Below are 18,918 nucleotides of genomic sequence, written 5' to 3' on the forward strand. Positions count from 1 at the left end.
TGAGGAGCGGGGGTTCGGGGGCTGGCCCCCGAGTCAGTGACGGGAACGGGTAGGGGCGGCGGGGGCGAAAACAACCCGGCCGACATCACTGCGCCCCATAGAACCGCTCGTCCACCACCGCCCGCGCCCGCCGCGTAGTACGCCGATAGTCATCGAGCATGTCCCCCACATGCCCCGGGCCGTACCCCAGGTAACGACCCACTGCCGCCAACTCCCGCCCGTCGGACGGAAACGTGTCCCCCGCCCGCCCCCGCACCAACATCACAGCATTCCGCACCCGAGTGGCCAACACCCACGCCTCATCCAGCGTCGCCGCGTCCTCACCGGAGATCAGCTCCGCCGCACAGGCGGCGGCCAGCGCCTCCCGCGTACGCGTCGTCCGCAGCCCCGGCTCCACCCACCCGTGCCGCAGCTGCAGCAACTGCACGGTCCACTCCACGTCGGACAGCCCGCCCCGCCCCAGCTTGGTGTGCAGAGTGGGGTCCGCCCCGCGAGGCATCCGCTCGGTCTCCATCCGCGCCTTGAGCCGCCGGATCTCCCGTACGGCGTCCTCCCCGAGCCCCTCCGCCGGATACCGCAGCGGATCGGCGAGGTCGAGGAACCTGCGCCCCAACTCCTCGTCCCCCGCCACGACTTCGGCCCGCAGCAGCGCCTGCGACTCCCACACCAGCGACCAGCGCCGGTAGTAGGCCTCGTACGACTTCAACGTCCGTACGAGCGGCCCTGACTTGCCCTCGGGACGCAGATCGGCGTCGACGAGCAGCGGCGGGTCGGCGCTGGGGATCTGCAGCAGCCTGCGCATCTCGGAGACGACGGCACTGGCGGCCCGCGCGGCCTCCTCCTCGCCCACGCCCTCCCGGGGCTCGTGCACGAAGAGCACGTCCGCGTCGGACCCGTAACCCAGTTCGTGGCCGCCGAAGCGGCCCATGCCGATGACCGTGAAGCGGGTGGGCAGTGTCTCGCCCCAGCCGTCGCGGACGACGGCCCGCAGGGTGCCGGCAAGGGTTGCCGCCGTGAGGTCCGAGATGGCGCCTCCGACCAGGTCGACGAGCGCGCCCTGGTCGGCGTTGGCGGGCGTCTCCTCGGTGCCGTAGGAGCTGACGATGTCGATGGCGGCCGTACGGAAGAGCTCCCGCCGCCGTACGCCACGTGCCGCGGTGACCGCGGCCTCCCCCTTGCCGGCCCGGCCCACCGCGGACAGGATCTCCTGCTCCAGGTGGGCGCGGGTGCGCGGGACGAGTCCACCGCTGGAGCCGTTGCCGAGCAGCGCCACGGCCTCGGGCGCCCGCATCAGCAGGTCGGGGGCGAGCCGTCCGGCGGAGAGCACCCGGGCGAGGTTCTCGGCGGCGGCTCCCTCATCCCGCAACAGCCGCAGGTACCAGGGGGTCTTGCCGAGCGCGTCCGAGACCTTGCGGAAGTTGAGCAGCCCCGCGTCGGGGTCGGCGGAGTCGGCGAACCAGCCCAACAGGACGGGCAGCAGGGTGCGTTGGATGGCGGCCTTGCGGGAGACACCGGAGGCCAGCGCCTCCAGGTGGCGCAGCGCGGCGGCCGGGTCCGCGTAGCCGAGGGCGACCAGTCGCTCCCGGGCCGCTCCCGGGCTCAACCGGCTCTCGCCGGGTGCGAGTTGGGCGACCGCGTCGAGCAGCGGCCGGTAGAAGAGCTTCTCGTGCAGCCGCCGCACCACACCGGCGTGCCGCTTCCACTCCCGGTTCAGTTCCTTGACCGGGTCGGTGCGCAGCCCGAGCGACCGTCCGATGCGCCGCAGATCGGCGTCGTCCTCGGGGACGAGGTGGGTGCGCCGCAGCCGGAAGAGTTGTATGCGGTGCTCCATGGACCGCAGGAACCGGTAGGCCTCGTCGAACTGCACGGCGTCGACGCGTCCCACGTACCCGCCCGCCGCCAGTGCCTTCAGGGCGTCGAGGGTGGTCCCGCTGCGCAGTGACGTGTCGACCCTCCCGTGCACCAACTGCAGCATCTGTACGGCGAATTCGACGTCCCGCAGTCCACCGGGGCCGAGCTTCAGCTCGCGCTCGATCTCGGCGGGCGGGATGTTCTCGACGACGCGCCGCCGCATCTTCTGCACATCGGTGACGAAGTTCTCCCGCTCGGCGACCTGCCAGACGAGGGGGGCCATCGTGGAGACGTACTCCTCCCCCAGTTCGGCGTCCCCCGCGACGGCCCGTGCCTTCAACAGGGCCTGGAACTCCCAGGTCTTGGCCCACCGCTGGTAGTAGGCGAGATGGCTGCTGAGCGTGCGCACGAGCGGGCCGTTGCGTCCCTCGGGCCGCAGGTTGGCGTCGACGGGCCAGATGGATCCCTCGACCGTGGTCTCCGAGCAGATCCGCATCAGATGGGCCGCGAGCCGGGTGGCGGCCCGCATCGCCTTGTCCTCGTCGGCCGCGTCGGTTCCCTCGGCGGGCTCCCCGACGAAGATGACGTCGACGTCGGAGACGTAGTTCAGCTCATGGCCGCCGCACTTGCCCATCGCGATCACCGCGAGCCGGCACATCCCGGCGTCCTCGGGCGCGGCGGCCTGGGCGAGGGCGAGCGCGGCGCGCAGGGTGGCGGTCGCGAGGTCGGCCAGCTCGGCCGCCGCCTGCGTGACATCGGTGGTCCCGCACACGTCACGGGCGGCGATGGACAGCAGGCACCGGCGGTAGGCGACCCGCAGCGACACGGGGTCGTCCGCCTCGGCGAGCCCGCGTTCGAACTCCGCGACGCCGGGATGCAGGTCCTGCGGCTCGTACGTGACGAGGGCCTGCCAGTCGAGCGGGTGGCGCGCGAGGTGGTCGCCGAGCGCGTCGGAGGCGCCGAGCACCCCGAGCAGCCGGTCGCGCAGCGGCTTCGCCGCGATCAGCGTGTCGAGGAGCTCGCGCCGCCCCGCGTCGTTCGCCTGCGCCTCGACGATCCGGACGAGCCCGAGCAGTGCCAGATCCGGGTCGGCGGTGGCGCCGAGGGCGTCGAGCAGCACCGGGTCGTTCGTCACGGCCGCGAGCTGCGGGCTGTCGAGCAGCCGCTCGGCGGCCGACGGATCGGTGAAACCGTGCCGCAGCAGCCGAGAGAAGGTACTGCTCCTGCGTCCCGGCACCGTCATCCCGGCCTCCGTCATCCCCCGCGAGGTCACCCCGCGCGACGCCACCCACTCGATGGCACCCACGCGATCAAGGTCGTACGACTCCGAGCGTAGCCGCAGCGGCCGGGGGAAGCGCCTGGACGGCCCGGCGGGGGGTGCCGGGGCCCGGCCGTCCGGTCAGCGCGGTTCTCGGATGCCGTCGATGATGCGGGTCCAGTTGTCACCGCCGTGCCCGTCCTCGATCGCGCGCCGGTAGTGCGCTCGCACGGCCAGCGGGAGTGCCGGATCGAGGCCGAGGGACGTACTCGTCTCGACGATGTGGTCGGAGGTCGCGCCCATCATGGTGACCGTGCTGAGGTCACCAGGGTGCTCACCGGCGTCGAGCGCGGCGCCGGGGTTCTCCTCGGCCGACCTCAGGATGGCGCCGGTCGAGTCGGCGGCGGACAGCAGCTCGGGCAGCGCTTCCGCGGCCTTCATTCCCGCGCTGCCGAGCATCGCGGTGGCGTGCATCAGCGCGGACAGGGTGGTCAGGAACACCGTGAGCTGGGCCTGGTACATCAGCTGGGCGAGCCCCGGGTCCTCGCCCAGGTACCTCGGCGTCCCGAGCGGCGCCAGTGCCGCCAGTCGGCTTTCCAGCACCTGGCCGCGCCCGCTGTAGTAGATGTGCGCCGCCGCCGTGCCGACCATCGGCGCGGGGACCATGACACCGCCGGTGAGGAAGGTGGCGTCATGACCCGCCGCCCAGACCGCCGCCTCGCGGGTGCGGTCGGGAGTGTCGGAGCTCAGGTTGACCAGCGTCCGGCCGGCGAGCGATCCGGTGGCGCCGGCGAGGACGTCGTACATCGCGGCGTAGTCGGTGAGGCTGAGGATGACGAGGTCGCTCACTGCGACCGCCTCGCCGGGGGTCGCCGCGAGGGTCGCTCCGTCGGCGACGACGCCGTCGGCCCGGCCGGCGGTGCGGTTCCAGACGGTGACGGGGTGCCCGGCGGTGAGGAGGGTGCGGGTCATGGCCCGGCCCATCGGGCCGAGCCCGATGACGGTGACCGGGCTGTGCTGCCCGCTGGTGGGGTTCTGTTGTTCGTTCACCCCTCCATGCTCGAAGAGCCTCACTAATCTAGGAAGTACGCACTATTTTCTGCGGTACTTACCTTTTCGTAAGTCCGTAGGTCCGTAAGTCCGTGAGGGGGAGCAGCGATGGCCAAGGCGCCGAGACTCGGGCCTTACATCTGCGGTATCGACGCCGCGCTCGACGTGGTGAGCGGCAAGTGGAAGGGCCTGATCCTCTGGGAACTCGAAGCCCATCGCGTACGCCGCTTCGCCGAACTGCGTCGCGGCCTGCCCGGGGTGAGCGAGAAGATGCTGACACAGCACCTGCGCGAGATGGAGGAGGACGGCCTCGTACACCGGGAGGTCCATGCCGAGGTGCCACCGCGGGTGGAGTACTCCCTGACCGAGCACGGACGCACACTCAACCAGGCGCTGGGTCCGCTGGGCGCCTGGGGCGCGGAGCGGATGCGCCGCGAGGCCTTGGACGCGGTGGACACCGCCGGGGCCTCGCACGCCTGAGCACACCACACCCGAGACACGACAAAGGAGTCGTTCCATGGACATGGCCCTTGAAGTGATCATGCTCCCGGTCACCGACATCGACCGGGCGAAGGCCTTCTACGAGGACAAGGTGGGCTTCCACGTCGACATCGACACGGAGGTGATGCCGGGCGCGCGGGTGGTCCAGCTGACGCCTCCCGGTTCCGGCTGTTCGATCGCGCTCGCCAAGGGCGTGCCGATCCCGTCGGGCACCCCGCAGCCGGGCACGTACCACGGCATGCAGCTGGTCGTGGCGGACGCCAAGGCCGCGTACGAGGAACTGACCGCACGGGGCCTGGAACTCAGCGAGCCCGTCGCGTACGCCCCGCAGGACGGCGGCACGTTTATGCACTTCACCGACCCGGACGGCAACGGCTGGGCGATCCAGGAGTACCGCGAACGGGCGGCGAAGCCGCTGCACAAGCTGCTGACGGACCTGGCGGAGCAGCAGTAGTCCACCGGCCCGGGGCGCCTGGACCGGCCGGCGTCAGCTCTTGGTCGCGTACGCCAGGAAGCGGGTCCAGGTGCCTGGGGCGACGGTGAGTTGAGGGCCGCGTCGCGCTTTGGAGTCACGAACGTGGACGGTGTCCGGGCAGGCGGCCACCTCGACGCAGTCGCCTTGACTGCCGCTGCTGTGGCTGGACTTGCGCCAGGACAGGGCGACCTCGACGCAGTCGTCACCTTGGGAGCCGCTGTAACTGCTCTTGAACCAGGCCAGGTCAGACATACTCATAGCGCTCCTCGCATTCGCTGCAACAAGCCCAGGGAGTCCTCTGGAGTCAGGGCCTGTGAACGCATCTTGGCATAGCGCTGGTGAAGACGGCTGATCTCTCCCAGGGCAGTGATGAGGCGCCCGTTCTCCTGCCCCTCCGAGTACCCGAACCACCGGTTGTCCGGAGTCTCCGCCAACTGAAGCGGACCATCCAGCCCCGCGTGCACCGGCTGCCGCAACGGCATCAGTTGGAACTCCACGTTCCAGTGCCGTTCGATCAGGCCGAGCAGATGGTCGTACAGCTCCCGAGTGACCTCATCGCCGCCCGTACGCCGTTCCAGTACCGCCTGCTCGACGATGAAGCTGAACGCCGTTAGGGGTTTGCGGCTCGTCGACAGCAGTTCGTGCCGAGCCATGCGGGCAGCGATCCGCTCAGTCATCTCCGCTTCGGTAGGCAGCGGCGGCACGCTGAACGACACAGCCCGTGCGTACCCCTCCGTCTGCAACAAGCCGGGCACCACGCGGCACTCGTAGGTGTACAGGCTCACCGCGTCCGCCTCGAAGCGCGCCCACTGGCGGAACCAACTGGCCAGTCCGGGTTGGCGCGACAAATGCCGAGCCGCCCCCCGCAGCGCACCGAACGCATCGAGTACTTCCTCCGCTCGCTCGACGAAGTCCGGTGGCGGAAAACGGCGCCCCTGCTCGATGGAGGCGACGGTCGGCACCGAGTACCGCACTCTGGGCGCGAACTCCTCCTGCGTCAGGCGGGCCCGTTTCCGGAAGGCCTTGACGACCTCGCCGAACGTCTTGAGGCTGTCGGACACCTCCGGCTCACCGCCACCGCCACAGCCGAGAGGGGCACCCCCTCCACCCGTACCGTCCACCATGCCAATCCCTCCGTTCACCCGCACCCGACAACCCCGCCAACTCCCCCATGGTCACGCAGGGTTACCCATACTGTCCATCCCGCGAACCCGTACGCCGGGCCCGCGTACGGGTGGCTGACCTGGTGAACTGAGCCTGAGGCCCCACAGATTGGGGCCATGACACCGACCGTCCCCCACGGAACCCCGGTTACCGTACGTATGTTCACCCAGCGGTTCAGCTCCACCCCACTGGGCGCCCGCCTCGCACGGCAGCTCGCGCTGTACCGGCTGCACCGCTGGGACATCCCGTACGGATCCGTCGCCTCCGACAACGCCGCGCTGCTCGTCGCGGAGTTGGCGGCGAACGCCGTCACGCACGGCCGCGTACCGGGACGCGACTTCGAACTCGCGCTCACGCTGTGCGGGGAACCGGCGTTCACGAGCCCCGCCCCGAGGGCGTCCACCGGCCCGGCACGCCTCCTCCGCATCGACGTCACCGACCTGCGGGGTGAGTGCCGTCCACCCCACCCCGGGGCACTCCCCGTCCCGGACGCCTCGGCCGTGGCAGGCCGCGGCCTGCTGCTCGTCGAGGCGCTGGCCGACCGGTGGGAGATCCTGGACCTGGCGCCGACCGGCAAGACGGTACGCGCCGAACTGACCCTGCCGTACTGAGTGAGCCCTCGCCGTACTTCAGGGGGATACCCACGCTGCTCTGCCCGCAGCAGAACAGCGACCGGACCGGGCCCGACGATCCCTACAGTCCAGCCTCATGACGGCGAAGACGACGAAGACGGCGAACACGAAGATTACGACGCGTACGGTCGAGTACCCGGCCGACGGTCTGACGATGATCGGGCACCTCGCGCTGCCGGCCGGTGTCGACCGCCGGCCCGCGGTGCTGCTCGGACCGGAGGGCACGGGGCTCAGCGACGTCGAGCGCCGCCGGGCCGACGCTCTCGCCGAGCTGGGATACATAGCGCTGGCCTTCGACCTTCACGGCGGGCGCTATCTGAGCGACCCCGAGGAGATGCTGGCCCGTTGCCTGCCGCTGCTCGCCGATCCCGACCGGATGCGGGGCATCGGCCATGCGGCGCTCGACGTGTTGCGCGCCGAACCGCGGACCGACCCCGACCGGATCGCCGCCGTCGGCTACGGCACCGGGGGCGCCGTCGGGCTGGAACTCGGGCGCGACGGCGTCGACCTGCGCGCGATCGGGACGGTCAACGCGACCACCACGGGCCGACCGGGCGAGGCGGCGCGCATTCGCTGCCCGGTGTGGGCCGGGGTCGGGTCGGAGGACCCGATCATGCCGCCCGCGCAACGGAACGCGTTCACCGCCGAGATGCAGGCCGCGGGCGTCGACTGGCGCCTCACGGTCTACGGCGGCGCCCTGCACGCCTTCCACCACCCGCCGGTCGACCACCCCACGCTCCCCGGCGTCGGCCACCACCCGCGGCACGCGCGGCGAGCCTGGCGCGACGTGGTCGACCTGCTCACCGAGTGCCTGCCCGTGACGGAGGATCCGGGGCCATGACCCGGGCGGGCCCGGACGAGGTCACTGCTTCGTCCGCTGGTGAGCCTTCACCTCACGGTCGACGGCCCACGCGTCGGCGACCGGCCCGAGGTGGCCGAGCTTGTCGGGGTTGATCACCGAGCGGATGGCCTGGATCCGCCCGCCGAGCGCTTCGAGGACCATCGTGTGGAGCACCTTGCCGTCCCGGTCGCGGAAGACCGCTCCGGGCCGGCCGTTGATCTCGTACGGCTTGAAGGTCACGTCGGCCCGGGCCATCAACGGAAAGACGGCGGCGAGCAACCGCGCCACGTTCTCCGCGCCGATGACGGCTCGGGCCAGTTGCGGGGCCTTGCCGCCACCGTCGCCGACCATCGACACGTCGGCGGCGAGCAGGTCCCGCAGACCGCCGACATCGCCTTCCCGCAGGGCTTCGAAGAACCGCGCCGCCAGCTGCTCCCGTTCCTCACGGTCCGCTTCGAAGCGGGGGCGTCCGGCCCGCATGTGCCGCCGCGCCCGTACCTGCAACTGCCGGCATGCCGCCTCCGACCGCCCCACCGCCGTGGCGACCTCGTCGAAGCCGAAGCCGAACACCTCCCGCAGCACGAACACGGACCGCTCCAGGGGGCTGAGCCGTTCCAGGAGCAGCAGCGCGGCCATCGACACCGAGTCGGCCAGCTCCGCCGAGCGGGCCGGATCCTGGTAGGGGTCGGTGAGCAGCGGCTCGGGGAACCACGGACCGACGTACTCCTCGCGCCTCACCCGTGCGGAACGCAGTACGTCGATCGAGATACGGGTCACCGTGGCGGACAGGAAGGCCTTGGTCGACGTGGGCCGGGTCACCGAGCCGTCGTAGCGCAGCCAGGTCTCCTGGACCGCGTCCTCGGCCTCACTCACGCTGCCCAGCATGCGATAGGCGATCGAGAACAGCAGCGGCCGCAGCTCCTCGAACTCCTCGACCTTGCTCACGCCGACTCCCCTTCTCGGTTCGCGGTTCTCGCTTCTCGCTTCAGTGAAACTGGCCGACCTTGTAGTCACCGGCGGGCTGCCGGGTGATGATGTTCAGCCGGTTCACCGTGTTCATGAAGGACACCAGGATCACCAGGGCGGTGAGCTGCTCCTCGTCGTAGTGCTTGGCGGCACGCGCCCAGACCTCGTCGCTGACCCCGTCGGCCGCGTCCGCGACCCGGGTCCCCTGCTCGGCCAGCTCCAGCGCCGCCCGCTCGGCCTCGGTGAAGACGGTGGCCTCCCGCCAGGCCCCCACGAGATGGAGCCGCACCTGGCTCTCCCCCGCGGCGGCGGCCTCCTTGGTGTGCATGTCGAGACAGACGGCACACCCGTTGATCTGACTCACCCGCAGGGCCACCAGCTCCTGCGTCGAGGCCGGCAGAGGCGACTCCTTGAGCGCCTTGCCCGCCGACATGAAGTACTTGAGAGCCTTACCGGCCATCGGACTGGCAAAGTAGTTCAGCCGAGCGTCCATCACAAACTCCTCGGGGTTGATCGACACCTACACCCCAAAGACGAGACAGCCCACCCCCCTGTGACACGACCCCAGTTGACCCACGCCTCCCGGAAAAACTGCTGGGGCCGACGGTCCACGACCGTCGGCCCCAGGTGGTTCAAGCAGCCGGCCGCCCCCGCGACCCGCCCGCCCCTACAACACCGGCAAGTTCTTCCGCAGCTCGAAGGCCGTCACCTCGGAGCGGTACTCCTCCCACTCCTGGCGCTTGTTGCGGAGGAAGAAGTCGAAGACGTGCTCGCCGAGCGTCTCGGCTACCAGCTCGCTGCGTTCCATCAGGGACAGCGACTCGCCCAGGTTCTGGGGCAGCGGCTCGATGCCCATCGCGCGGCGCTCCGCGTCGGAGAGGGCCCAGACGTCGTCGTCGGCGCCCGGCGGCAGCTCGTAGCCCTCCTCGATGCCCTTGAGGCCGGCGGCCAGCAGGACCGCGTACGCCAGGTACGGGTTCGCGCCCGAGTCGAGGGAGCGGACCTCCACCCGCGCCGAACCCGTCTTGCCGGGCTTGTACATCGGCACGCGGACCAGGGCCGAGCGGTTGTTGTGGCCCCAGCAGATGTACGAGGGAGCCTCGCCGCCGGCGCCCGCGGTGCGCTCGGAGCCGCCCCAGATGCGCTTGTACGAGTTGACCCACTGGTTGGTGATCGCGGCGATCTCCGCCGAGTGCTTCAGCAGGCCCGCGATGAAGGAGCGGCCGACCTTGGAGAGCTGGTACTCGGAGCCCGACTCGTAGAACGCGTTGCGGTCGCCCTCGAAGAGCGAGAGGTGCGTGTGCATGCCCGAGCCCGGGTGCTCACTGAACGGCTTCGGCATGAACGTCGCCTGCACGCCCTGCTCCAGCGCCACCTGCTTCATGACCAGCCGGAACGTCATGATGTTGTCGGCCGTGGACAGCGCGTCGGCGTACCGCAGGTCGATCTCCTGCTGGCCCGGCGCGCCCTCGTGGTGCGAGAACTCGACCGAGATGCCCATCGACTCCAGCATGGTGATCGCCTGGCGGCGGAAGTCCATGCCGACGTTGTGCGGGGTGTGGTCGAAGTAGCCGGAGTTGTCCGCCGGGGTCGGCCGCGAGCCGTCCGTCGGCTTGTCCTTCAGCAGGAAGAACTCGATCTCCGGGTGCGTGTAGAAGGTGAAGCCCTGGTCGGAGGCCTTGGCCAAGGCTCGCTTCAGCACGTACCGCGGGTCCGCGAAGGACGGCGAGCCGTCCGGCATCAGGATGTCGCAGAACATCCGGGCGGTACCGGGGGCCTCCGCCCGCCACGGCAGGACCTGGAAGGTCGACGGGTCCGGCTTGGCGATCATGTCGGACTCGTAGACGCGGGCGAAGCCCTCGATGGCCGATCCGTCGAAGCCGATGCCCTCGTCGAAGGCCTGTTCCAGCTCCGCCGGGGCCACGGCCACCGATTTGAGGAAGCCCAGCACGTCCGTGAACCACAGGCGTACGAAACGGATGTCGCGCTCTTCCAACGTACGGAGCACGAACTCCTGCTGCTTGTCCATCTTCCGCTTCCACCCAATCTTGCTGGTCAGGCCGCCTGCTCCCGTCCCAGGGAGGCGGTCGGGCACACCTGCGCATCACACCACATCAGCATTTCATGCGCGTTGCGGGCCCCGTTCGTCCGGCCGACCTCCGCCCGAACGCCTCGCACACGGCAGGTGTACTGCGCTGACGCCCATCTTGCCCGCTGAGCGGCGCACAGGAAATGGGCGACCCCAGGCGTCTCTCCGTCACCTTGCCCACACTCCCCGGCGGCGGCCGACACCTCTCTATAACTTGCATATGAGATGCAAGTTTTAATACGGTGCGGGCAGTCGAGCTTGAGGAGCCCCGATGCTGTCCGAGCAGTCCGCCGCCACCGTCCGCGCCACGCTTCCCGCCGTCGGCGGGGCCCTGGGGGAGATCAGCGAACGCTTCTACGCCGGCCTCTTCTCGGCCCACCCCGAGTTGCTGCGCGACCTCTTCAACCGCGGCAACCAGTCCTCCGGCACCCAGCGCCAGGCCCTGGCGGGCGCGTTCGCCGCCTTCGCCTCCCAGCTCGTCGAGCGGCCGGACGTACGGCCCGACGCGATGCTCAGCCGCATCGCGCACAAGCACGCCTCCCTGGGCATCGCCCCCGAGCAGTACCCGGTCGTCCACGAGTACCTCTTCGCCGCCATCGCCGACGTCCTCGGCGAGGCGGTCACCCCGCGGGTCGCCGACGCCTGGACCGAGGTGTACTGGCTGATGGCGAACGCGCTCATCGCCGTCGAGAAGCGGCTGTACGCGGCGAGCGAGGCGGACGGCGGCCCGGGTGGCCGGCGCATCTGGGAGGTCGTCGACCGCGTCGAGGAGACCGCGGACGTGGCCACCTTCCTGATCCGCCCGGCCGACGGCGCCCCGGCCCCCGCCTTCCGGCCCGGCCAGTACGTCTCCGTACGCGTCGAGCTGCCGGACGGGGCCCTCCAGACGCGGCAGTACAGCCTCATCGGCGCGGTCGGCTCGTCCGTACGCCGGATCGGTGTGAAGCGGGTGCACGGCGGGGGCGCGCCCGACGGGGAGGTCTCCCGCCACCTCCACGCGCGCGTGCACGTCGGGAGCAGGCTCGAAGTGTCCGCCCCGTACGGGGATCTCGTCCTCGACGTCGGCCCGCGTACGCCGGTGCTGCTCGCGTCCGCCGGTATCGGTGTGACGCCGATGATCGCCATGCTGGAGCAGCTCGTGGCGAGCGGTCACCGGGCTCCGGTGACCGTGGTGCACGCGGACCGGTCGCCCGCGGAGCACGCTCTGCGCGAGGAGCACGAGGGGTATGCGGCGAAGCTCGATGACGGGGTCGCGCACTTCTGGTACGAGCGGGCGGGGGTGGGGCATCCGGTCGACCGGGTCGGGCTCGTCGACCTGTCGGGGGTGGGGGTCGTGGCCGGCACGCGGGCGTATCTGTGTGGGCCGCTGCCCTTCATGCGGGCGGTGCGCGGGCAGCTTCTGGAGAAGGGGGTCTCTCCTGCCGACATCCACTACGAGGTCTTCGGCCCTGACCTCTGGCTGGCGGGGGCTGGCGCCTGACACGCGCTCCGCGGCGTCGCAGCGCCTCGGCTGCGGGCCGGTGGGGGCTGACCGCGCAGTTTTCCGCACCCTCAAAGATTGCGCAGTTCCCCGCGCCCCTCAAAGACAAAAGATTGCGCCGTTCCCCGCGCCCCTTGGGTGGGGGCTGGGGCGCACGGTCGCCTGCGCCCCGAAAGGGGCGCGGGGAACTGCGCGGCCCACCCCCACCGGCCCGCAGCCGACCAACGAGCCCGAGAGGCACCCCCCAAGGGGCGCGGGGAACTGCGCGACCAGCCCCCACCGGCCCGCAGCCGAGCAACAACCCCCACGCGCAGCCACAGCTCGGCTCAGTTCATCGTGATGGCAAGCAGCAGCGGCCCCGTCGGCGCAGCCACCATGTCCGTGATCGTCAGCGGGTCGAGGGAGACGTAGAACGCCTCCTGCGCCCGCCGCAGAGCGACCCGCAAGCGACACCCCGTGTGCAACGGGCAAGGAGAGGCACCCTCGCAGTCGACGACGTCCCCCTCGCCCTCGAAGGCCCGCACGACCGCCCCCACCGACGCCGTACGCCCCTCCTCCGTGAGCGCGAGCCCACCCCCTCGCCCCCGCCGCGCGGAGAGCAGCCCGAGATGCTGGAGCTCGGCGACGACCTTCGCGGCATGCGTGTACGGCACCTCCATGGCCGCCGAGACGTCACGCGTCGTCGGCGTCGTCGCCTCGTCGGCGACAGCGAGCCGCATCAGGACGCGCAGAGCCAGGTCGGTCGATCGCAACAGCCGCATACCAGCAGCGTAAATAATGCGCATACCGGATTCAAATTAACTACCGGAGGCCTGCCAAGGGATCCTCCGTGCCCCGCCGATCCGGCCGATCCCATGGACTCCCCGCGCCAATCCGCCGGGCTCCCCGCCTGGAACCCCTCCTCCCCCACTACGATCAGCAGACCACTCCACTGCCCCTTTCCCCCAGAAGGACCACCCCATGGGTTCCGCCAAGAAGACAGAGTCCACGTCGCGCAAGGCGCGGATAGAGGAGATGCGGCGCGCCGAGCAGTCCCGCGAGCGCCGCAACCGGGTCCTCACGATCACCGCCAGCGTGATCGTCGTCGCCGGTCTCGTCGCCGGTGGCGCGTTCCTGATCAAGTCGCAGTCCGACGACGACAGCGCGGCGAGCGACTCGAAGTCGGCGTCGGGGAAGTTCGTCACGGGCAAGGACGGCGTGAAGAAGTGGAGCACCAAGCTCACGCAGAACCACGTCACCAAGGACGTGAAGTACCCGATGGAGCCCCCGGTCGGCGGTGACCACAACCAAGTCTGGATGAACTGCAACGGCGATGTCTACGAAGCGGCGATCAAGAACGTGAACGCCGTGCACTCGCTGGAGCACGGCGCGGTCTGGGTGACGTACAACAGCAAGGCGTCCGACGCCGACGTGAAGGCGCTCGCCGAGAAGGTCAAGAAGACGCCGTACTCGCTGATGAGCCCCGTCGAGGACCAGAAGGACCCGATCATGCTCTCCGCGTGGGGCCACCAGCGGACGGTGAAGGGCGCGAGCGACCCGGACGTCGGCACGTTCTTCGAGACGTACGTCCAGGGCAAGCAGACACCCGAGCCCGGCGCCGCCTGCACCAACGGCCTGTCGAAGTGACGAAGACGAAGTCCGCGGGCTGGATCGCGGGAGCCGCCGCGGCCGTCCTCGTGGCGGCCGGGGCGATCACGTACGCGGTCGCCGACGGCGACGACTCCGGAATGCGGCCGCCCGCGGCGGACTCGGCGGACGCCGGCTTCGCCCGTGACATGTCCGTGCACCACCAGCAGGCCGTCGAGATGTCGTACATCGTGCGCGACCTCACCGACGACGAGGAGGTGCGCCGCCTCGCGTACGACATCGCGCAGACCCAGGCCAACCAGCGCGGCATGATGCTCGGCTGGCTGGACCTGTGGGAGCTGCCCAAGGTGTCCGCCGACGAGCCCATGGAGTGGATGGGCATGGCCGGCATGGGGACCGGCGAGGACGGCGCGCTGATGCCGGGCATGGCGACCAACACCGAGATGGACGCGCTGCGCAAGCTGACCGGCAAGGCGGCCGAGGTGCGCTACCTGCAGCTCATGTACGCCCATCACGTGGGCGGTGTGCACATGGCCAAGGGGTGTGTGGAGCGCTGCCGGGTCGGTGTGGAGCGGCGGCTCGCGCAGGGCATGGTGCAGGCGCAGGAGTCGGAGATGAAGCTGATCTCGGACCTGTTGGCGAAGCGCGGCGCGAAGCCGCCGCACTGACCATTCCGATTCCGGACACCGCACCCCAAATCCCTTTCCCATACGGTTCCTTGGGTGGTTTTTGGGCCAGCCATGTCCCGGCCATTCCCCTGGCATGAACGGTTCATCGCAAGAGTGACCCCCATCCAGTGATCCTTTGGGGGTTCCATGAGATCCAATCGCGCCGCGGTGCGCGCCGGTGTGAGCATGGCGGCGACCCTGCCGCTGCTCGCCGGCGCGCTGGCCCTGGGCATACCCGCGGCCCACGCCTCCGACGGCCAGGCCGGCCGTGACACGCTCCAGGGCACCAAGCCCCTGTGGGCCACGGCCGGGGCGGACAAGGGGGCCACGGCGGACGGCTCCCGGGTGTCGGCCCGGGTCTACCTCGCCGGACGGGACGCGGCGGGCCTCAGCGCCTACGCCGAGGCCGTCTCCGACCCGTCGTCGGCCTCGTACGGGAAGTACCTCACCGCGCGGCAGGCCCAGTCCCGCTTCGGCGCCACCGAGGCGCAGGTGGCCGCGGTGACGGCCTGGCTGAAGTCGGCGGGGCTGACCGTCACGGGCACCGGCACGCACTACGTGTCGGTGAGCGGTGAAGTGGCGGACGCGGAGCAGGCGTTCGGCACGCAGCTGCACAACTACGCCAAGGGGAAGAAGACGTACCGGGCGCCTTCGAAGGCCGCCTCCGCGCCCGCCGGGCTGAACGGCGCCGTCCTCACCGTGACCGGCCTGGACAACGCCCCGCACAAGGCGGACCACTCCGACACGCTGCCGCCTCCGGACGCCGTGTTCCACAACGCCGGCCCGTTCTCGTCGTACTACGGCTCGAAGACCGCGACGACGCTGCCGGGCGCGTACGGCACGAAGGTCCCGTACGCCGTGAAGGGGTACACCGGCAAGCAGCTGCGGGCCGCCTACGGGGCGGGGAAGGCGACCGGCAAGGGCGTGACCGTCGCGATCACGGACGCGTACGCCTCGCCGACGATCGCGGCGGACGCGGCCACGTACGCGGCGAAGCACGGTGACTCGGCGTACCGCGGCGGCCAGTTGACGCAGGTGCTGCCCGGTCAGTACACCCGGACCGAGGAGTGCGGGGCCGCGGGCTGGTACGGGGAGGAGACCCTCGACGTCGAGGCCGTGCACGCGGTAGCGCCCGCCTCGGACATCGTCTACGTGGGCGCCGCGTCCTGCTACGACGACGATCTCCTCGACTCGCTCGGCAAAATCGTCGACGGTCACCTGGCCGACATCGTCTCCAACTCGTGGGGCGACATCGAGGCCAACCAGACGCCGGACCTCGCCGCCGCCTACGACCAGGTCTTCCAGCTCGGCGCGATCGAGGGCATCGGCTTCTACTTCTCGTCCGGCGACAACGGCGACGAGGTCGCTAACACGGGTACGAAGCAGGTCGACACCCCCGCCAACTCGGCGTGGGTGACGGCGGTCGGCGGCACCTCGCTCGCCGTCGGCAAGGGCGACACGTACAAGTGGGAGACCGGCTGGGGCACGCTCAGGGCCGCGCTGTCCGACGACGGGAAGACCTGGACGGACTTCCCGGGCGCGTACACCTCGGGCGCGGGCGGTGGTACGAGCGCGACGGTGAAGCAGCCCTTCTACCAGCGGGGTGTCGTGCCGTCGAAGCTGGCGAAGGCGAACGGGAAGCAGGCCATGCGTACGGTCCCCGACATCGCGGCGATCGCCGATCCCAACACCGGGTTCCTGGTCGGGCAGACGCAGACCCTCCCGGACGGGACGCAGAAGTACGACGAGTACCGCATCGGCGGCACCTCGCTCGCCTCGCCGGTCATCGCCGGTGTCCAGGCGCTCGCCCAGCAGGCGCGCGGCGGGCGCCCGATCGGGTTCGCCAACCCGGCGATCTACGACCGCTACGGCACGAAGCTCTACCACGACGTCACGGACCGCCCGACGGGCCGCGACCTGGCGGTGGCACGCGTGGACTTCGTCAACGCCTTCGACGCCTCTGAGGGCCTGCTGACCTCGGTCCGCAGCCTCGGCAAGGACAGCAGCCTGAAGGCTGTGCGAGGGTACGACGACGTCACGGGGGTGGGTTCGCCCGCGCCGGGTTACGTGACCTCGTACCGCCGCTGAGTCACTGGCCGCTGCGTCAATGAGCCGCTGAGGCTTCTCATCTCCGGTGCGTCCGTTCCTCTTCCTGGCCGGCGGGGGACGGGCGCACCGGTTCGTTCGGTTCGTTCGGCGCGTCCAGGATCGCCGCCGCCACGTCCTGGGGGCGGTCGAGCATGACGAGGTGACCTGCGGGGGCGGAGACGCGGAAGGTGCCGCCGAGGCGCTCGGCGAGGCGTTCCTGGCGGTGGAGCCAGTGCCGTGAGCCGTCGCCCTCGCTGCCGCCGTCGCTGTCGCTGTCGCTGTCACCGGCGGTGTGGGCGTGGGCGGCCAGGACGGTGACGGGTACGTCCGGCAGAGGCCGCTCCCGTAGCCCGTCCAGCTCGACGGCCTGGTCCCGGTAGGTCGCGTTCTCGGCGAGGGCGGCCCGCAGGAAGCGGCTGGTGGAGTAGGCGCGTCGGACGAGGTCGTACGGGGCCGGGTCGCCGCGGTGCATGTGGCGTTCGGCCCGGACGGCGGTACGCCGCAGGAGCGGGCCCAGTGCCCGTGGAAGGCCCGCGCCCGCCAGCAGCGTGCCGCACGCGCGCGTGGCGGTGTTCCGGAGGGCGGGGGCGCGGCTCGGGCGCGGTTCCTCCTCGACGCTGGAGTCGACCAGGACGAGCCCGGCCGTGCGCTCCGGGTGGAGCCGGGCGAAGGCCTCGCAGTGGAAACCGGCGAGCGAGTGCCCTACGACGGTGACGGGCGTGTGGACACCGGCCGCGTCGAGCACGCGCGCGATGCGCTGCGCCTCGCCGGCGAGGGTGGGCCACGCGCGCGCGGGCGCGGGGGCGCTGAGTCCGAGGCCGGGCCGGTCGAAGCGGACGACCGTGCGGTACGGGGCGAGGAGCGGCACCACGGGGTCCCAGTCGAACCAGGACATGCCCAGGCCGACGCTGAGCAGGCAGACGGGGCCGGTGCCGGGGCCGATTCCTGGGGCGGGGCCGGGGCCGTCGACGCGGATGTGGTGCGGGATCCCGTCGATGCGGACGAAGGTCATGGGCTGGCGCCCGCTTCGCGAAGAGGGCCGCGGGCGGTTGGCTCGGGGGCGGCGGGTTCGGGGGCGGTGGGCTCGGGGGCGTGGAGGAGGGAGACGGCCAGTGCGCCCAGCCAGATCGCGATGACGCCGACCTGGAGGCGCTGGGCGATGCCGACGCCCCAGCCGTCGTGGCCCGTCTCCAGGGCGGCGATCGCGGCCAGCGTCCAGGCGGTGGCGGCCAGTTCGAGCACCACGAGGGCGGGGGCCGCAGGGGCCGCACGGGTGAGGGTCACCATGGCGACGAGGATGCCGCACAGGGCGACCGTGCTGCTCACCGTGTGCGCGGAGTGGGTCCATGGGACCAGGGCCGCCGTCTCCCGCGCGGCGCATTCCGGGTCGGTGGTGGGGGTGCAGCTGAGCGGGAGTCGGGAGTCGACGGCTGTGGCTGCGCCGAAGAGGAGGAGGGCGGCTCGGGCAGTCGGTGGTGTGCGGCGGGCCGACAGGGTCGCGGCTGCGGCGCACACCAGCGTGCCCGCGAGCAGGTCCGCTGTGCGGAAGAGGGTGGTGTACGGCTGGTTGGTCGCGGCGAGTTCACTCACGTAGGTGTGGGCCGGGGGGAGGGAAGTCGGCAGGACGGCTTCCATCGTCCATGCGGAGTAGGCGAGGGCGGCCAGGGCCAGGAGGGTGGCTGTCGCGGCCGGGCGGGGTGTGATCATTGACGCCCATGATCGGGGCGGGGGGTTGGTTGCGCATGTTCTCGGCCGCGGGTTCGGTGGGGGCTGGTCGCGCAGTTCCCCGCGCCCCTGAAAGACAAAAGATTGCGCCGTTCCCCGCGCCCCTGAAGGACGGGGCCGGTGCGGCCGAGTGCGCAGCCTCTACACCTCGAAGGCCACACCCGTCGTGACTGGGGAAGCTCCGTGCACGTCCGACCGGGGCGCCTCCGGCGGGGGCGCGGGCCCGCCTTTAGGGGCGCGGGGAACTGCGCGGCCAACCCCCACCGGACCCGCAGCCGCGAACCGGGGCGCGAGGAACGGCGCGCTCCGAGGGGCGCGGGGAACGGCGCGACCAGCCCCCACCGGCCCGCCTTTCAGGGGCGCGGGGAACTGCGCGGCCAACCCCCACCGGACCCGCAGCCGCGAACCGGGGCGCGAGGAACGGCGCGCTCCGAGGGGCGCGGGGCCCGGCGCGACCAGCCCCCACCGGCCCGCCTTTCAGGGGCGCGGGGAACTGCGCGGCCAACCCCCACCGGACCCGCAGCCGCGAACCGGGGCGCGAGG

General features: G+C 71.2%; 18 protein-coding genes. 8 read left to right on the forward strand and 10 right to left on the reverse strand.

Annotated elements, in window-relative coordinates; all coding sequences use genetic code 11:
- Nucleotides 1-85: 85 nt before the first annotated feature.
- Both ACH4DZ_RS17895 and ACH4DZ_RS17900 read right to left on the reverse strand, forming a co-directional pair.
- Nucleotides 86-3,094 (reverse strand): bifunctional [glutamine synthetase] adenylyltransferase/[glutamine synthetase]-adenylyl-L-tyrosine phosphorylase, encoded by a 3,009-nt coding sequence (locus ACH4DZ_RS17895; protein WP_398288312.1) that lies wholly within the window; start codon nucleotides 3,092-3,094, stop codon nucleotides 86-88.
- Between the two features lie 156 nt (nucleotides 3,095-3,250).
- On the reverse strand, nucleotides 3,251-4,159 hold the full coding sequence (locus ACH4DZ_RS17900) for an NAD(P)-dependent oxidoreductase (RefSeq protein WP_398288071.1): 909 nt from the start codon (nucleotides 4,157-4,159) through the stop codon (nucleotides 3,251-3,253).
- A gap of 108 nt (nucleotides 4,160-4,267) precedes the next feature.
- Between ACH4DZ_RS17900 and ACH4DZ_RS17905 the strand changes: the two genes are divergently transcribed.
- Together ACH4DZ_RS17905 and ACH4DZ_RS17910 are read left to right on the forward strand one after the other, a co-directional pair.
- Nucleotides 4,268-4,639 (forward strand): winged helix-turn-helix transcriptional regulator, encoded by a 372-nt coding sequence (locus tag ACH4DZ_RS17905; protein ID WP_398288072.1) that lies wholly within the window; start codon nucleotides 4,268-4,270, stop codon nucleotides 4,637-4,639.
- A 37-nt stretch (nucleotides 4,640-4,676) separates the two neighbouring features.
- The gene (locus ACH4DZ_RS17910; protein WP_398288073.1) at nucleotides 4,677-5,114 is read left to right on the forward strand and encodes a VOC family protein; all 438 of its coding nucleotides are present in this window, start codon (nucleotides 4,677-4,679) and stop codon (nucleotides 5,112-5,114) included.
- Between the two features lie 33 nt (nucleotides 5,115-5,147).
- Here the strand turns inward: ACH4DZ_RS17910 and ACH4DZ_RS17915 are convergent, their stop codons facing one another.
- Both ACH4DZ_RS17915 and ACH4DZ_RS17920 read right to left on the reverse strand, forming a co-directional pair.
- Nucleotides 5,148-5,393 (reverse strand): DUF397 domain-containing protein, encoded by a 246-nt coding sequence (locus ACH4DZ_RS17915; RefSeq protein WP_398288074.1) that lies wholly within the window; start codon nucleotides 5,391-5,393, stop codon nucleotides 5,148-5,150.
- Nucleotides 5,390-6,259 carry a Scr1 family TA system antitoxin-like transcriptional regulator gene (locus tag ACH4DZ_RS17920; RefSeq protein WP_398288076.1) on the reverse strand — a complete coding sequence of 290 codons (870 nt, stop codon included), beginning with the start codon at nucleotides 6,257-6,259 and terminating at the stop codon, nucleotides 5,390-5,392. The genes ACH4DZ_RS17915 and ACH4DZ_RS17920 overlap by 4 nt, the downstream gene beginning before the upstream one ends.
- Before the next feature lie 156 nt (nucleotides 6,260-6,415).
- Between ACH4DZ_RS17920 and ACH4DZ_RS17925 the strand changes: the two genes are divergently transcribed.
- Both ACH4DZ_RS17925 and ACH4DZ_RS17930 read left to right on the forward strand, forming a co-directional pair.
- Complete coding sequence (locus ACH4DZ_RS17925; RefSeq protein WP_398288077.1) at nucleotides 6,416-6,910, forward strand: ATP-binding protein; 495 nt, start codon at nucleotides 6,416-6,418, stop codon at nucleotides 6,908-6,910.
- A 97-nt stretch (nucleotides 6,911-7,007) separates the two neighbouring features.
- A complete protein-coding gene (locus ACH4DZ_RS17930; RefSeq protein ID WP_398288078.1) occupies nucleotides 7,008-7,772 on the forward strand; it encodes a dienelactone hydrolase family protein in 765 nt (254 codons plus the stop codon).
- A 21-nt stretch (nucleotides 7,773-7,793) separates the two neighbouring features.
- Here ACH4DZ_RS17930 and ACH4DZ_RS17935 read toward each other — a convergent pair whose 3' ends face one another.
- From ACH4DZ_RS17935 to ACH4DZ_RS17945, 3 genes are all read right to left on the reverse strand, one after another.
- On the reverse strand, nucleotides 7,794-8,717 hold the full coding sequence (locus tag ACH4DZ_RS17935) for an RNA polymerase sigma-70 factor (protein ID WP_398288079.1): 924 nt from the start codon (nucleotides 8,715-8,717) through the stop codon (nucleotides 7,794-7,796).
- A gap of 40 nt (nucleotides 8,718-8,757) precedes the next feature.
- Nucleotides 8,758-9,231, reverse strand: coding sequence for a carboxymuconolactone decarboxylase family protein (locus ACH4DZ_RS17940; protein ID WP_398288080.1), 474 nt, complete (start codon nucleotides 9,229-9,231; stop codon nucleotides 8,758-8,760).
- Between the two features lie 174 nt (nucleotides 9,232-9,405).
- On the reverse strand, nucleotides 9,406-10,767 hold the full coding sequence (locus tag ACH4DZ_RS17945; protein ID WP_398288081.1) for a glutamine synthetase family protein: 1,362 nt from the start codon (nucleotides 10,765-10,767) through the stop codon (nucleotides 9,406-9,408).
- Nucleotides 10,768-11,098: 331 nt separating this feature from the next.
- On the opposite strand from ACH4DZ_RS17945, the gene ACH4DZ_RS17950 reads away from it, so the two are divergent.
- The gene (locus ACH4DZ_RS17950; protein ID WP_398288082.1) at nucleotides 11,099-12,307 is read left to right on the forward strand and encodes a globin domain-containing protein; all 1,209 of its coding nucleotides are present in this window, start codon (nucleotides 11,099-11,101) and stop codon (nucleotides 12,305-12,307) included.
- A 326-nt stretch (nucleotides 12,308-12,633) separates the two neighbouring features.
- On the opposite strand, the gene ACH4DZ_RS17955 is transcribed toward ACH4DZ_RS17950, so the two are convergent.
- Entirely contained in the window at nucleotides 12,634-13,068 is a 435-nt protein-coding gene (locus ACH4DZ_RS17955; RefSeq protein WP_398288083.1) for an RrF2 family transcriptional regulator, read from the reverse strand.
- Nucleotides 13,069-13,267: 199 nt separating this feature from the next.
- On the opposite strand from ACH4DZ_RS17955, the gene ACH4DZ_RS17960 reads away from it, so the two are divergent.
- The 3 genes from ACH4DZ_RS17960 (at nucleotide 13,268) to ACH4DZ_RS17970 (ending at nucleotide 16,650) form a co-directional block, all read left to right on the forward strand.
- Nucleotides 13,268-13,933: a DUF3105 domain-containing protein gene (locus tag ACH4DZ_RS17960; protein ID WP_398288084.1), complete on the forward strand. Its 666-nt coding sequence runs from the start codon at nucleotides 13,268-13,270 to the stop codon at nucleotides 13,931-13,933.
- The gene (locus ACH4DZ_RS17965) at nucleotides 13,930-14,562 is read left to right on the forward strand and encodes a DUF305 domain-containing protein (protein WP_398288085.1); all 633 of its coding nucleotides are present in this window, start codon (nucleotides 13,930-13,932) and stop codon (nucleotides 14,560-14,562) included. The genes ACH4DZ_RS17960 and ACH4DZ_RS17965 overlap by 4 nt, the downstream gene beginning before the upstream one ends.
- 147 nt (nucleotides 14,563-14,709) lie before the next feature.
- Nucleotides 14,710-16,650: a protease pro-enzyme activation domain-containing protein gene (locus ACH4DZ_RS17970; protein ID WP_398288086.1), complete on the forward strand. Its 1,941-nt coding sequence runs from the start codon at nucleotides 14,710-14,712 to the stop codon at nucleotides 16,648-16,650.
- 37 nt (nucleotides 16,651-16,687) lie between these two features.
- Here the strand turns inward: ACH4DZ_RS17970 and ACH4DZ_RS17975 are convergent, their stop codons facing one another.
- A complete protein-coding gene (locus ACH4DZ_RS17975; protein WP_398288087.1) occupies nucleotides 16,688-17,662 on the reverse strand; it encodes an alpha/beta fold hydrolase in 975 nt (324 codons plus the stop codon).
- A complete protein-coding gene (locus ACH4DZ_RS17980; protein WP_398288088.1) occupies nucleotides 17,659-18,357 on the reverse strand; it encodes a DUF998 domain-containing protein in 699 nt (232 codons plus the stop codon). The genes ACH4DZ_RS17975 and ACH4DZ_RS17980 overlap by 4 nt, the downstream gene beginning before the upstream one ends.
- Nucleotides 18,358-18,918: the final 561 nt, after the last annotated feature.

The organism is Streptomyces sp. NPDC017991 (assembly GCF_044328075.1).
Lineage (GTDB): Bacteria > Actinomycetota > Actinomycetes > Streptomycetales > Streptomycetaceae > Streptomyces.